The organism is Streptomyces sp. NPDC054047 (assembly GCF_055585065.1).
Map to the genome: position 1 here is coordinate 1 of NZ_JBVJKV010000018.1, position 13,163 is coordinate 13,163.

At 72.3% G+C, this 13,163-nt stretch carries 11 protein-coding genes and 1 riboswitch; of the genes, 2 read left to right on the top strand and 9 right to left on the bottom strand.

Annotated features, from left to right (window positions below):
* Positions 1 to 127: 127 nt before the first annotated feature.
* Entirely contained in the window at positions 128 to 982 is an 855-nt protein-coding gene (locus ACZ6ZP_RS40800) for a sulfurtransferase (protein WP_351173584.1), read from the bottom strand.
* A 323-nt stretch (positions 983 to 1,305) separates the two neighbouring features.
* Between ACZ6ZP_RS40800 and ACZ6ZP_RS40805 the strand changes: the two genes are divergently transcribed.
* Positions 1,306 to 2,112: a VOC family protein gene (locus ACZ6ZP_RS40805; protein ID WP_351173587.1), complete on the top strand. Its 807-nt coding sequence runs from the start codon at positions 1,306 to 1,308 to the stop codon at positions 2,110 to 2,112.
* Between the two features lies 1 nt (position 2,113).
* Here the strand turns inward: ACZ6ZP_RS40805 and ACZ6ZP_RS40810 are convergent, their stop codons facing one another.
* Genes ACZ6ZP_RS40810 through ACZ6ZP_RS40825 form a run of 4 tightly spaced genes read right to left on the bottom strand, consistent with a single transcriptional unit; the run spans position 2,114 to position 7,527 of the window.
* The gene (locus ACZ6ZP_RS40810) at positions 2,114 to 2,773 is read right to left on the bottom strand and encodes a thymidine kinase (protein WP_351173590.1); all 660 of its coding nucleotides are present in this window, start codon (positions 2,771 to 2,773) and stop codon (positions 2,114 to 2,116) included.
* Between the two features lie 51 nt (positions 2,774 to 2,824).
* Positions 2,825 to 4,018: an alkaline phosphatase family protein gene (locus ACZ6ZP_RS40815; RefSeq protein ID WP_351173593.1), complete on the bottom strand. Its 1,194-nt coding sequence runs from the start codon at positions 4,016 to 4,018 to the stop codon at positions 2,825 to 2,827.
* Positions 4,018 to 4,605, bottom strand: a complete 588-nt coding sequence (locus ACZ6ZP_RS40820) for a DUF5998 family protein (protein WP_351173596.1) — start codon at positions 4,603 to 4,605, stop codon at positions 4,018 to 4,020. The genes ACZ6ZP_RS40815 and ACZ6ZP_RS40820 overlap by 1 nt, the downstream gene beginning before the upstream one ends.
* Before the next feature lie 51 nt (positions 4,606 to 4,656).
* Positions 4,657 to 7,527, bottom strand: coding sequence for a bifunctional acetate--CoA ligase family protein/GNAT family N-acetyltransferase (locus ACZ6ZP_RS40825; protein WP_469410413.1), 2,871 nt, complete (start codon positions 7,525 to 7,527; stop codon positions 4,657 to 4,659).
* Between the two features lie 212 nt (positions 7,528 to 7,739).
* Between ACZ6ZP_RS40825 and ACZ6ZP_RS40830 the strand changes: the two genes are divergently transcribed.
* Positions 7,740 to 8,021, top strand: coding sequence for an HPr family phosphocarrier protein (locus tag ACZ6ZP_RS40830; RefSeq protein ID WP_190085156.1), 282 nt, complete (start codon positions 7,740 to 7,742; stop codon positions 8,019 to 8,021).
* A 192-nt stretch (positions 8,022 to 8,213) separates the two neighbouring features.
* Here the strand turns inward: ACZ6ZP_RS40830 and ACZ6ZP_RS40835 are convergent, their stop codons facing one another.
* The 4 genes from ACZ6ZP_RS40835 to ACZ6ZP_RS40850 all read right to left on the bottom strand — a co-directional run bounded on the left by ACZ6ZP_RS40835 (position 8,214) and on the right by ACZ6ZP_RS40850 (position 13,055).
* Positions 8,214 to 8,933, bottom strand: coding sequence for a GntR family transcriptional regulator (locus tag ACZ6ZP_RS40835; RefSeq protein WP_351173603.1), 720 nt, complete (start codon positions 8,931 to 8,933; stop codon positions 8,214 to 8,216).
* Between the two features lie 206 nt (positions 8,934 to 9,139).
* The gene (locus ACZ6ZP_RS40840) at positions 9,140 to 9,940 is read right to left on the bottom strand and encodes a M23 family metallopeptidase (RefSeq protein WP_351173606.1); all 801 of its coding nucleotides are present in this window, start codon (positions 9,938 to 9,940) and stop codon (positions 9,140 to 9,142) included.
* A gap of 12 nt (positions 9,941 to 9,952) precedes the next feature.
* Positions 9,953 to 10,116: riboswitch (cyclic di-AMP (ydaO/yuaA leader) on the bottom strand.
* A gap of 198 nt (positions 10,117 to 10,314) precedes the next feature.
* Entirely contained in the window at positions 10,315 to 11,700 is a 1,386-nt protein-coding gene (locus tag ACZ6ZP_RS40845; protein ID WP_351173609.1) for a M16 family metallopeptidase, read from the bottom strand.
* Positions 11,697 to 13,055: a M16 family metallopeptidase gene (locus tag ACZ6ZP_RS40850; protein WP_351173612.1), complete on the bottom strand. Its 1,359-nt coding sequence runs from the start codon at positions 13,053 to 13,055 to the stop codon at positions 11,697 to 11,699. The genes ACZ6ZP_RS40845 and ACZ6ZP_RS40850 overlap by 4 nt, the downstream gene beginning before the upstream one ends.
* Between the last annotated feature and the right edge of the window lie 108 nt (positions 13,056 to 13,163).

Below are 13,163 nucleotides of genomic sequence, written 5' to 3' on the forward strand. Positions count from 1 at the left end.
TCCCCCACTTTCTTTTGGGTTTGTGGTTTGGCCTTGGTGGGCCTCGGCCCGCGCCCCCGTACTGTGCGCTGCCGGGGGGCGCCCCCCCCCGGGGGGGGGGGGGGCCCCCCCGACTGCGTACGACCCGTTACTGCGGGTCCGGACCCTTGGCCACCGGGCGGGACTCGTCGGAGGACCACTCCGACCACGAGCCGACGTACAGCGACGCGGGGATGCCGGCCACCGCGAGGGCGAGCACCTCATGGGCGCCGGACACACCGGAGCCGCAGTAGACGCCGACCTCGGAAGTGCCGGACGCGCCCAGGGAGTTGAAGCGGGCCGCGAGGTCGGCGGCCGGCCGGAAAGTGCCGTCGTCCGTCACGTTCTCCGTGGTCGGCGCGGAGACCGCACCCGGGATGTGGCCGCCGACGCGGTCGATCGGCTCGACGTCACCGCGGTAGCGCTCGGCCGCGCGGGCGTCCAGGAGCAGTCCGGAGCGGGCCAGCGCCGCCGCCGCGTCGGCGTCCAGGACGTCCGTGGTGTTCGTCTCGGGGACGAACGAACCCGCGGCCCGAGGGCGCTCGTCCCCCGCCTCCAGCGGACCGCTCCACGCCGCGAGGCCGCCGTCGAGCACGCGCACCGAGGGGTGCCCCGTCCAGCGCAGCAGCCACCAGGCGCGCGCGGCGGCCCAGCCCTGCCCTCCGTCGTACACGACCACGTCCCGGTCCGCCGAGACCCCGGCCGCCCGCATCACCGCTCCGAAGTGCTCCACGTCCGGCAGCGGGTGCCGCCCCGCCGCGCCCGCCGGGCCCGCGAGGTCGGCGTCCAGGTCGACGAAGACCGCCCCGGGGATGTGGCCCTTCTCGTACTCGGCCCGCCCGTCGAAGGCGGGGGCGCCCGCCGCCTTGGCGGTGCTCAGCTGCCAGCGGATGTCCAGGAGCACCGGCGGGTTCTCGCCCGCCGAGTCGCTCGCGAGTTCGGATGCGGAGATGATGACATTCATGGGCCCCATCCTTGCGCACGGGGTGGCCGCATCGGTCAGGTACGGCTACCCTGCCGCCGGACGACCGCTGAACACGCGGCGTACAGAACCGGGCACGCCGTGTACTGCTGAACGACACCACTGAGCAACCGCGCGTCTACGGATGAGATACGTCGAACCGGGCATCCTCTGGGCGGAGCCGGGCAAGCGGCGCGGCCGGGGCGCGCGGCGCCCGAGGTGGTGCGAGCATCTGCACGGGCGGGCAAACGCGCGCGCGGCATAGGTACGTGCGTTCGAAAGCAGAAGCCGAGCGGCCACCACGACGGGCCGAGGAGAGAGTGACGATGACGGAGGCACGGGGGTCGACGGGCAGGCATGACGGCTTGGGGGCCGTCCGCCGCGCGCCCGGCACACCCACCTGGGTGAGCCTGATGGCGCATGGCCTGGCCGCGACCCAGGAGTTCTACGGAGCGTTGTTCGGCTGGGAGTTCCGGCCTGGCCCGGAGCAGCTGGGGCCCTACGTCCGGGCGCTGCTCGACGGCCACGAGGTCGCCGGGATCGGCCAGCTGCCGCCCGACCACCATCTGCCGATCGCCTGGACGCCGTACCTGGCGTCGGACGACGTGGACGCGACCGCCGAGGCCGTGCGGCACTGCTGCGGCACGATCGGCGTCGGCCCGCTGGACGCGGGCGCGGCCGGGCGGATGGCCATCGCGGTGGACCCGGCGGGCGCGGTGTTCGGGATCTGGCAGGCGGCGGAGCACCTGGGCGGCGCGATGGTCGGGGAGCCCGGCACGCCCGCCTGGAACGAGCTGGTGACGCCGGAGACGGCGGGCGTCACCAAGTTCTACCAAGCGGTCTTCGGCTACACCGAAGAGGCGGTCGTCTCGGCCGACTTCGACTACGTGACGCTCCAGGTCGAGGGACGGCCGGTGGCCTCGGTGCACGGCGTGGGCCAGGCCCTGCCGCGGGACCGGGGCTCGCACTGGATGACGTACTTCGAGGTCGCCGACGTGGACGAGTCGGTGGAGCGGGTCGTCGAACTGGGCGGCCACGTCGTCAAGCCCGCCCGTGCGGGCACCCATGGGCGGGTGGCCACGGTCGCCGACCCGGAGGGCGCCGTCTTCACGCTCGTGCGGTCGGAGGGCTGACTCAGGCGCGGGCGGACGTGTCGACCGGCAGCACGTCGGGCGACAGGGCGCCCGCGCGCGAGGTCGCCGCCGTCATCCGGCGCCTGTGGTGACGGCGGCACAGCACCTCGTAACCCACCTCGTCCGCCGCGTGGTTGACGTCGCCGATGACGACCTGCGCGCCCTCGACGACCATCGCACCGCCTATGGTGCGGGCGTTGTGGGTGGCACGGGCGCCGCACCAGCACAGCGCCTCTACCTGCAACACCTCGACGCGGTCGGCGAGTTCGACCAGGCGCTGCGAGCCCGGGAAGAGCTTGGAGCGGAAGTCCGTGGTGATGCCGAAGGCGAAGACGTCCAGGCTCAGGTCGTCGACGACGCGGGCCAGCTGGTCGATCTGCCCGGGGGCGAGGAACTGCGCCTCGTCCGCGATCACGTAGTCCGCGCGGCCGCCCTGCGAGAGGTGGTCGACGAGATGGGCGTAGAAGTCGAAGCCGTCCGCGGCCTCGATGGCGTCCGTGACGAGCCCCAGCCGCGAGGAGAGCTTGCCCTCGCCGGCGCGGTCGTCACGGGTGTAGATCATCCCCTTCAGGCCGCGGGCCGAGCGGTTGTGCTCGATCTGCAGAGCCAGGGTGCTCTTTCCGCAGTCCATCGTTCCGGAGAAGAACACCAGCTCGGGCATGGGGAGTTGAGCCTTTCGGGGCGTACGGGGGCGGTGCGGTCGGCGGTCTGGTCAGGAGCGTACTTCGATGAGCGGCACCAGCTGCTCGACGGCGGTCATGGAGCCGTGCATGCCGACCAGGGCCGACTCCTTCGGCTCCTTCTCGGTGGCGATGATCGCCACGTCGTCGTGGGCCGCGGCGATGACGTCGCCGATGCGCCGGTACACGCGCTCGTCGACGGCGCCGGGCGGGCCGAACCAGCCCGCGGCGATCGCCTCGTCCCGGCTCGCCACCCAGAACTGCTCGCCGAGCACCTCGCGCCAGACGGTCAGGACGTCGTTCTCGGCGCCCGGCACCGCGTACACATGGCGGGCACGGCCCTCGCCGCCGAGGAGGGCGACGCCCGCGCGCAGCTCCCAGTCCTCGTCGAAGTCGATGCGCGACTGCTCGTCGAAGGGGATGTCGAGCATGCCGTGGTCGGCCGTGACGTACAGGGCGCTGCGCGGCGGGAGCTGCTCGGCCAGGCGCTGGACCAGACGGTCGACGTACATGAGCTGGCCGCGCCAGGCGTCGGAGTCGACGCCGAAGCGGTGGCCCTTGCCGTCCACCTCCGCGTAGTACGTGTAGACCAGCGACCGGTCTCCCGCGCCCAGTTGCTCCGCCGCGAGATCCATGCGGTCCTCGCCGGAGAGCTTGCCGCGGAAGCTGCCGCCACTCAGCGCGATCTTGGTGAGCGGGGTGTTCTCGAAGGTCGGGGACGACACCTGGGCGGTGTGTACGCCCGCCGCGTGGGCCTGCTGGAAGACGGTGGGGTACGGCTGCCACTTGCGCGGGTCCGTCCACGGGTTCCAGCGGAGCTGGTTCATCAGCGCGCCGGTGGCGGGATTGCGGACGGTGTAGCCGGGCAGGCCGTGCGACGCGGGCGGCAGGCCCGTGCCGACCGAGGCCAGGGAGGTCGCCGTGGTGGCGGGGAAGCCCGCGGTGATCGGACGTCCCGTACCGCCGCGCGAGGAGCTGATGAGCGAGGTCAGGAAGGGCGCCTCGGCCGGATGGGCGCGCAGCTGCTCCCAGCCGAGGCCGTCGATCAGGAAGACGCAGTTCCGGTCGGCCGGGGCGAGTTCCTGGATGACGGGCGCGAAGCCCTCGACACCCTGGTGGGAGACGAGCGTGGGCAGCAGGTCGGCGAGCGAGCCCGCGCCGTACTCGGGCAGGGGCGCGGAGTCGAGGGAGAGCGGCTCTACGTCGTCCCAGGCGGGCAGGGACATCAGCGGGCGGTCTCCGCGGTCGCCTCGGACAGCGCCTGCGCGAAGGCCAGGGTCTGGCGCACGGCGTCCGGTCCGTCCCCCGCCTCGCTGACGCGCAGGCTGAGGTCGTCGGCGGTGGAGCTGCCGGTGTACCCGTGGTCCGCCTCGCAGTTGGGGTCGCCGCAGGCGGCGGGCTCCAGGTCGATGCGTGCCACGGCGCCCCAGCCGATGGTCAGGACGACCTCGCGGGGCAGCGAGCCCGGGACGTACTTCTCCGGGTTGGCCACGACGCGGCTGACCACGACCGATGAGATCCGGCCGATCTTCACGGACTCCGTGGAGGTCGTCGCGTACGGCGTCGGGGACGTGCTGTCCGCCGCCTGCTCGTCCGTGTGGCTGACGATGAAGCGGGTGCCGGTCAGGACGAGGACCGTCACATGCCGGCGCACTTCGTTCGCGTCGAACGTGGTCTCCTGGTGGACCAGGTACGACCCGATGGGATCGCCGCCGATCGCGGCCTCCACCGCCTCGGCCACGAGGGCCGGGTAGTAGCCGCTGCGCTCGATCGCCGCGCGCAGCCCCTGGGTCGTCGTACCGGTCTTTGCCATGCCGTCCATCCTACGACCCGGCGGAGGGCGCACGGTGCCCCACTGGCCGCCTCAGTACCCGGGCAGGGCCCGCGGGCCGAGGTCGCTGCGGGCCGGCGGGGGCGCGAGCCGTACGGAGGCACCGAGCACGGAGAGGCCCCGCTGGGCGACGACCACGGGCTCCAGGGACACCGCGACGACCTCCGGGTGATCGTCCACGAGGCGCGAGACCCGCTGGAGCAGCTCTTCCAGGGCCGGGGTGTCCACGGGCGCCGAGCCGCGCCAGCCGAAGAGGAGCGGGGCGGTCCGGATGGATCTGACCAGGGAACCCGCGTCGCGTTCGGTGACCGGGATCAGCCGGTGCCCGGTGTCGCCGAGCAGTTCGGACGCGGCGCCCGCGAGCCCGAAGGAGAGCACCGCTCCGGCCGCCGGGTCGATGACCGCGCGCACGACGGTGTCGACGCCGCGGGGCGCCATCGCCTGCACGACGGGCCGCAGCTCGGCGGGCTTGCCGAAGGCCTCGGTCAATTCGGCGTACGCGCGGCGCAATTGCTCCTCGTCCGCCAGGTCGAGCCGGACACCGCCGAGGTCGGCGCGGTGGCGCAGGTGCGGGGCCGTGGTCTTGAGGGCCACGGGGTAGCCCAGCGCACGGGCGGCCGCCACGGCCGCGTCCGGGTCGGGCGCGGGCAGGGCGTCGCGTACGTCGATGCCGTACCGCCCGAGCAGTTCGCGGGCGTCGTCCTGGCCGAGGGTGGCGCCGCGCGGGTCGCCCTGCTCGGCGAGGAGCTCGCCGATCCGCCGGGCGGCTGCGCTCTCGTCGATGTCCTCGTACTCGTGAACCTTGCCGGGCTCCTTGGCCTCGCGCCGCCACTGGGCGTACTTCACGGCTTCGGCGAGCGCCCGGACGGCACGCTCGGCGGCGGGGTAGGCGGGGATGCGGTAGGGCTGCGCGGGGTCCGAGGGCGGTGTCGCCGGCGCCGGTGCCGTCGCCGTCGCCGTGGGCAGGCGTTCCGCGGGGCGGGAGTGGCCCTCACTGCCGGGTGCGGGTGCGGCGGCGTCGGGGCGGGTCCGCGTGGCGGCGGCCAACGCTTCGGCGAGGCCGCCGAGTTCCACGTGGACCACGGCCACGGGCTTCGCGGGGCACCCCGCGGCGGCGGCGTGCAGCTCACCGGCCAGCGTCTCGGGGGACGCCGTGGTGCCGTCCTCCCCCACCCAGGGGATGGCGGTGACGATCACGGCGTCACAGGAGTCGTCCGACAGGGCGTCGGCGAGCGCCGCGCGGAAGTCCGCGGGGGTCGCCCCCGTGGTCAGATCCCGCGGCGGCATCGGCCGGAGCCCGTCGGCGACACACGCGTCGTACGTCAGAAGCCCGAGCGACTCGGAGTTGCCGAGGATGGCGACCCGGGGCCCGGAGGGCAACGGCTGCCCGGCGAGCAGCAGCCCCGCGTCCACCATCTCGGTGACGGTGTCGACCCGGACGACGCCCGCCTGGCGCAGCAGCGCCGACACCGTGGCGTGCGGAAGCCGCGTGGCCTGCACCGCGTGCCCCGTGGGCGCGATCCCGCTGTGCCGCGCCCCCTGCACCACGACCAGCGGCTTCGCCGTCGCCGCGCGCCGGGCGAGCCGCGTGAACTTGCGCGGGTTGCCGATGGACTCCAGGTACATCAGGGCGACGTCGGTGTCCGGGTCCTCGTACCAGTACTGGAGCACGTCGTTGCCGGACACGTCCGCGCGGTTGCCCGCGCTCACGAAGGTCGAAAGGCCCGCACCGCGCCGGTGCAGCCCGGAGAGCAGCGCGATGCCGATCGCGCCGGACTGGGTGAAGAGGCCGATCCTGCCGCGCTCGGGGGGATGCGGGGCCAGCGACGCGTTGAGCCGTACGTCCGGCGACGTGTTGATGACCCCGAAGGCGTTCGGGCCGAGGATCCGCGTGCCGTACGACCGCGCCTGGCGCACCAGTTCGCGCTGGCGCTCACGGCCCTCGGGACCGCTCTCCGCGTACCCGGCGGAGATCACGACGAGCCCGAGCACCCCGCGCTCCCCGCACTCCGCGACGGCCTGCGGCACCCGCTCGGCGGGCACGGTGACGACGGCGAGCTCGACGGGCTCGTCGATGTCCCGCACGGAGCGGTACGCGGGCACCCCGTCGACCTCGGCGCCCTTCCCCCCGGCGGCCTTGTCCCTCTCGTCGAACGCGCTGTTCACCGCGTACAGGCGTCCCGTGAAGCCCGCCTCGCGCAGATTCCGCAGCACGCTGCGCCCCACGCCGCCCGGCGTGCGCCCGACGCCGATCACGGCGACCGACTTCGGTGTGAGGAGGCGCTGGACCGACCGCGCCTCGGCGCGCTGCTCACGGGCCCGCATCACGGCGAGCGAACGGTCGGTGGGCTCCAGATCGAATTCGAGGCGGACGACGCCGTCCTCGAAGCTGCGCTGCTGCTGGTAGCCCGCATCCGTGAACACCTTGATCATCTTGGTGTTGGCGGGCAGCACCTCGGCGACGAAGCGCCGGATGCCGCGCTCCCTGGCGACGGCGGCGATGTGTTCGAGAAGCGTGGAGGCGACGCCCCTGCCCTGGTGGGCGTCCTGCACGAGGAAGGCGACCTCGGCCTCGTCGGCGGGCGCGCTGGCGGACATACCGCGCGAGTCGATGCGGTCGAAGCGCACGGTGGCGATGAACTCGCCGCCCACGGTGGCCGCCAGACCCACCCGGTCCACCTGGTCGTGATGGGTGAAGCGGTGCACGTCCTTGGCGGACAGGCGGGGGTAGGGGGCGAAGAAGCGGTAGTACTTCGACTCGTCCGACACCTGCTCGTAGAAGCTGACCAGGCGCTCCGCGTCCTCGGCCGTGATCGGCCTGATCCGGGCGGTGCCTCCGTCACGCAGCACGACGTCGGCTTCCCAGTGGGAGGGGTATGCGTGCCGGTCCGACGGGGTCTGCATGGGGCCAGGGTACGGGTCGCGAAGGCGCCTTGGCCGGGGCACGCTAGGAGTCGTCGACGGCCGGGACACGGGACCACGTGGTGGAAGGACGTACGGTCTTCGGAGTACGGGCCGGTCGTCGGCCGGGTGCGGACAGATGTCCGGCGGAGCACCCGTGACGGCATGAGACACTGGTCTAGACAAGTGTGAGACACCTGGAAGGGCAGCAACACATGGCTGAGCGCCGCGTCAACGTCGGCTGGGCCGAGGGCCTTCACGCCCGACCCGCCTCCATCTTCGTCCGCGCGGCCACCGCCGCCGGCGTCCCCGTGACGATCGCCAAGGCTGACGGCAACCCCGTGAACGCCGCCTCCATGCTCGCGGTGCTCGGTCTGGGCGCGCAGGGCGGCGAGGAGATCGTGCTCGCCTCCGACGCCGAGGGCGCGGACGCCGCTCTCGACCGTCTGGCGAAGCTGGTCGCGGACGGCCTCGAGGAACTCCCCGAGACCGTCTAGTACGGACTGGTACTCATACGCCGAAGGGCCCGCCCGAAATAGGGGCGGGCCCTTCGGCGTTTCCGCGTCCGCTTACTGAATATCGACACCGGACGCAGCATCGGAACGCAGACTTCGGACGCTGAATTCACTGAATTTGGGCAGCAGAAGTAATCCCCACCGAATAGCACTTCTTTGTATACGGCGCCTCTGTTAATGCCGGAGGCCCACCGTGTTTACGGCATGTTGCGAATCCCTCACACGATCACGGTCGCGGCCGCGGCCCCGCTCTCCGCGAGCGGGAAGCGCGGGGAAACGCAGTCGGTGCGCACCCGTCGCCCGCTCCGTGTGGGCCGCGGTGAGCGACCTGGCCCGCTCCGCGTCGCCGCGCGCGACCGCGTCGACGATCGCGGCGTGCTCCGCCCAGGACTCCGCGGGCGAGGCCGACGTCTCGACGACGTACATCCAGGCGATCTTGTGCCGGAGCTGGGTGAGCAGCGACGTGAGGCCGGGGCTGCCGGACGACTGGGCGAGCGTCTCGTGGAACCAGCCGCCCAGGGAGCGCAGATCCTCGCTCTGGCCCCGCCTGGAGCGCTCCTGACCGAGTCTGACGAGGCCGCGCAGGACCTTCAGGTGCGCCTCAGTGCGGCGCTGAGCGGCACGGGCGGCGCCCAGCGGCTCCAGGAGCAAGCGGATCTCCAGGAGGTCGGCCGCCTCCTGCTCGGTGGGCTCCGCGACGCACGCGCCCGCGTGCCGTCGCGTGACGACGAAGCCCTCGGCCTCCAGGGTGCGCAGGGCCTCGCGCACGGGGACGCGGGAGACTCCGTAGCGGCGCGCGAGCAGTTCCTCGGTGAGCCGGCCACCCCGTTCGTAGACACCGGAGACGATGTCGTCCCGGATGGCCGTGCATACCGAGTGCGCCGGAATGCGCATGACCTGACCTCCGCCTTAATCCCCGCGAAACGCGGTCGATCGACGCCTGTTCAGCGACTCTATTGCAGAGCGGCTGAATTTCCGACGGGTGGCCGGAATCCATGGATACTTTTGGCCAAAGGCGATGCGGGAACGGCGAAAGCCCCGGCTCTCCATGAGCCGGGGCTTTCGGTGAATCGGGTGCGCGTCGCGCGAAACGCCTGGGGTCAGACGTTGACGCCGTGCGAGCGGAGGTACGAGACGGGGTCGATGTCCGTGCCGTACTCCTCGCCGGTGCGGGCCTCGAAGTGCAGGTGCGGGCCGCTGGAGTTGCCCGTGGAGCCGGAGAGGCCGATCTGCTGGCCCGGAGTGACCGCCTGGCCGACGGTGACACCGAGGGACGACATGTGGCCGTACTGGGTGTACGTGCCGTCGTTCATCTTGATGACCACGTTGTTGCCGTACGCGCCGCCCCAGCCGGCCTCGACGACGGTGCCGGAGCCGACCGCGTGGACCGAGGTGCCGGACGCGGCGTGGAAGTCGACGCCGGTGTGGCTGCCGGAGGACCACATGGCGCCGCCGGTCTGGTAGCCCGTGGAGATGGACGAGCCGGAGATCGGGGAGACGTAGGTGTTCAGGCGCTTGCGCTCGGCCTCGCGAGCGGCACGCTCCTTGGCCTCGCGCTCCTTCTTGGCCTTGGCCTTCGCCTCGGCCTCCGCCTTGCGCTTGGCCTCCTCGGCCTTCTTCTTGGCGGCCTCTTCGGCCTTCTTGGCGGCTGCGGCGTCGTCGGCGGCCTGCTGCTGGGCGGCGGCCTGCGCGTCGATGCTCTGGGCGAGCGAGTCGCCCACGGAAATCGCCTGGGTGAGGCCGGTGTGCTCAAGAGCCGCGTCGTCGGCGGCGAGCGCCGGAGCGGCCAGGCCTCCGATGACACCGGTGGTGGTGAGCGCGGCGACGCCCGCTACGTTCGCGGTCGTGCGCGTGAGGCGGCTCGGGCGACGGTGCTTCCCGGTGGCACGGGTGAACGCCATGAAGCGGCTGATCCTTTCCTTCCTTCTCGCCTACCGGGTTAGCTGACGGGTTCGGAGCAGGAAGGTCTCCTACGAGTCCCTCGCCTCTCGGCAAGGTTCCCGATTCACCCCAAGGGGACATGTGGGTCCCCGGCTCCCCTGGCTCGCGCCGTACGGGGACTCGGCGATGACTGTCCGGTGCCGCGGGTGCGACGTACTGCATGACGAACAGCCGGACCAGACGCTAAGCGGGGCGTCTTTCAAACGACAAACGGATCAGAGCTTTTGTAGCGCACGCCACAGGTCAGACACGTAACCTCCATACCAATTCGGACATATGGGGACCCCGGGAGCAATTTTCCGCCACTAGGGTCCCCATATGTCCTGACTGTCACTCAGCCCGTGACCACACTCACTTCACCGATGCCGAGCGCCCTGACGGGCTCCTCGATCTGCGCGGCGTCACCGACGAGCACCGTCACGAGCCGGTCCCCGGGGAAGGCGCTCACGACGGCTGCGGTGGCCTCCACGGTGCCGGTGGCGGCCAACTGGCGGTACAGCTGCGCCTGGAAGTCGTCCGGCAGGTGCTGCTCGACCTGGTCGGCCAGGGTGGCCGCGACGGACGCCGCCATCTCGTACTTGAGCGGGGCGACGCCCACCAGGTTCTGCACGGCGACGTCGCGCTCGGCGTCCGTGAGGCCGTCGGCCGCGAGGGTACGCAGGACCTTCCACAGGTCGTCGAGGGCCGGACCGGTGGACTCGGTGTCCACGGAGCCGCTGATGGCCAGCATGGCGGCGCCCGTGCCGTCCGGAGCGGAACGCAGGACCTGGGCGAACGCCCGTACGCCGTAGGTGTATCCCTTCTCCTCGCGCAGGACGCGGTCCAGGCGCGAGGTGAGGGTGCCGCCCAGGCAGTACGTGCCGAGCACCTGCGCGGGCCACACGCGGTCGTGCCGGTCCGGTCCCACGCGGCCGATGAGCAGCTGCGTCTGGACCGCGCCGGGGCGGTCCACGATGACGACACGCCCGGTGTCGTCCGCGGTCACCGGGGGCACCGGACGCGGCTCGGCCGTGCCGCCCGTCCAGGCGCCGACGGTGTCGGCCAGGACGGCGTCCAGGTCCACGCCGGTCAGGTCGCCCACGACGACGGCGGTCGCCGTGGCGGGACGCACGTGCTTCTCGTAGAAGGTGCGCACCGCAGCCGAGTCGATGGCCGTGACCGTCTCCTCGGTGCCCTGACGGGGGCGCGACATGCGCGAGGTGGCCGGGAACAGCTGCCGGGAGAGCTCCTTGGCGGCGCGGCGCGCCGGGTTGGCGGCCTCGTGCGGGATCTCGTCCAGGCGGTTGCGTACGAGGCGTTCGATCTCGCTGTCCGCGAAGGCGGGGGCGCGCAGGGCGTCGGAGAGCAGGCCGAGCGCCTTGGGGAGGCGGGAGACCGGGACCTCCAGGGAGACCCGGACGCCGGGGTGGTCGGCGTGTGCGTCCATGCTGGCGCCGCAGCGGTCGAGTTCGGCGGCGAAGTCCTCGGCGGAGTGCTTGTCGGTGCCTTCGTTGAAGGCCCTCGCCATGATCGTGGCGACGCCGTCCAGGCCCGCGGGCTCGGCGTCGAGCGGCGCCTCCAGGTGGATCTCCACGGCGACGACCTGCTGGCCGGGGCGGTGGCAGCGCAGCACCGTGAGGCCGTTGTCCAGGGTGGCGCGCTCGGGCGCGGGGAAGGCCCACGGCCGTGCGGTGCCGGCCTGGGGCTGCGGGTGGAACTGCATCGTTGCGGCCTCGGTCACTTCGCCGCCTCCTCTTCTTCGTCCTCGTCGGTGGCTTCGGCGCCCTCGGGGGCGGCGATGGGCTCGTACACGAGCACCGCGCGGTTGTCGGGGCGCAGGCGGGCCGCCGCGGCCGCCTTGACCTCTTCCGCGGTGACGTCGAGGACGCGCCCGACGGCGGTCAGCGCGAGCTGCGGGTCGCCGAACAGGACGGCGTACCGGCACAGTTCGTCCGCGCGTCCCGCCACCGTGGAGAGCCGGTCGAGCCACTCGCGCTCCAGCTGGGCCTGGGCGCGCTCCATCTCCTCGGCGGTGGGGCCCTCTTCCGCGAAGCGGGCGAGCTCCTCGTCGACGGCCGCCTCGATGACGGGCACCTCGACGTCGCCGGACGTCTTCACGTCGAGCCAGCCGAGCGAGGGGGCTCCGGCGAGGCGCAGCAGGCCGAACCCGGCCGCCACGGCGGTGCGGTCGCGGCGCACGAGGCGGTTGTAGAGCCGGGAGGACTCACCGCTGCCGAGGACCGTGAGCGCCAGGTCGGCCGCGTCGCACGCGCGCGTGCCGTCCTCCGGGAGGCGGTAGGCGGCCATCAGGGCGCGGGCCGGTACCTCTTCCTCGACGACCTCGCGCAGCTCCTTGCCGATCGTGTCGGGCAGCGAGCCGTCGCGCGGCGGCTGCTTGCCGTCGTGCGAGGGGATGGACCCGAAGTACTTCTCGACCCAGGCCAGGGTCTCCTGGGGGTCGATGTCGCCGACGACCGACAGGACGGCGTTGTTGGGCGCGTAGTACGTACGGAAGAAGTTCCGCGCGTCCTCCAGCGTCGCCGCGTCCAGGTCGGCCATGGAGCCGATCGGGGTGTGGTGGTAGGGGTGGCCCTCGGGGTACGAGAGGGCGGTCAGCTTCTCGAAGGCCGTGCCGTACGGAACGTTGTCGTAGCGCTGGCGGCGCTCGTTCTTGACGACGTCCCGCTGGTTCTCCATGGATTCTTCGTCGAGCGCGGAGAGCAGCGAGCCCATCCGGTCGGCTTCGAGCCACAGGGCCAGCTCCAGCTGGTGTGTGGGCATCGTCTCGAAATAGTTGGTGCGCTCGAAGCTCGTGGTGCCGTTGAGCGAACCGCCCGCTCCCTGCACCAGCTCGAAGTGGCCGTTGCCGTGCACCTGCTTCGAGCCCTGGAACATGAGGTGCTCGAAGAGGTGAGCCAGGCCCGTACGGCCCTTGACCTCGTGGCGCGAACCGACGTCGTACCAGAGGCAGACCGCGGCGACCGGGGTCAGGTGGTCCTCGGAGAGCACCACGCGCAGGCCGTTGGCCAGCCGGTGCTCGGTCGCTGTCAGGCCGCCGGAGCCGGCCTCGGCTGTGGCCGTGTGACCCATGGGCATGTACGTCCCTTCGATCGCGAAAAGCTGGAAATTCTGCCAGTCGTGCCACTGTATGCAAGCGTGCTGACAACCGGTGAAGTTCCCGCTCCGCGCTCGGCGTAGTCGCGG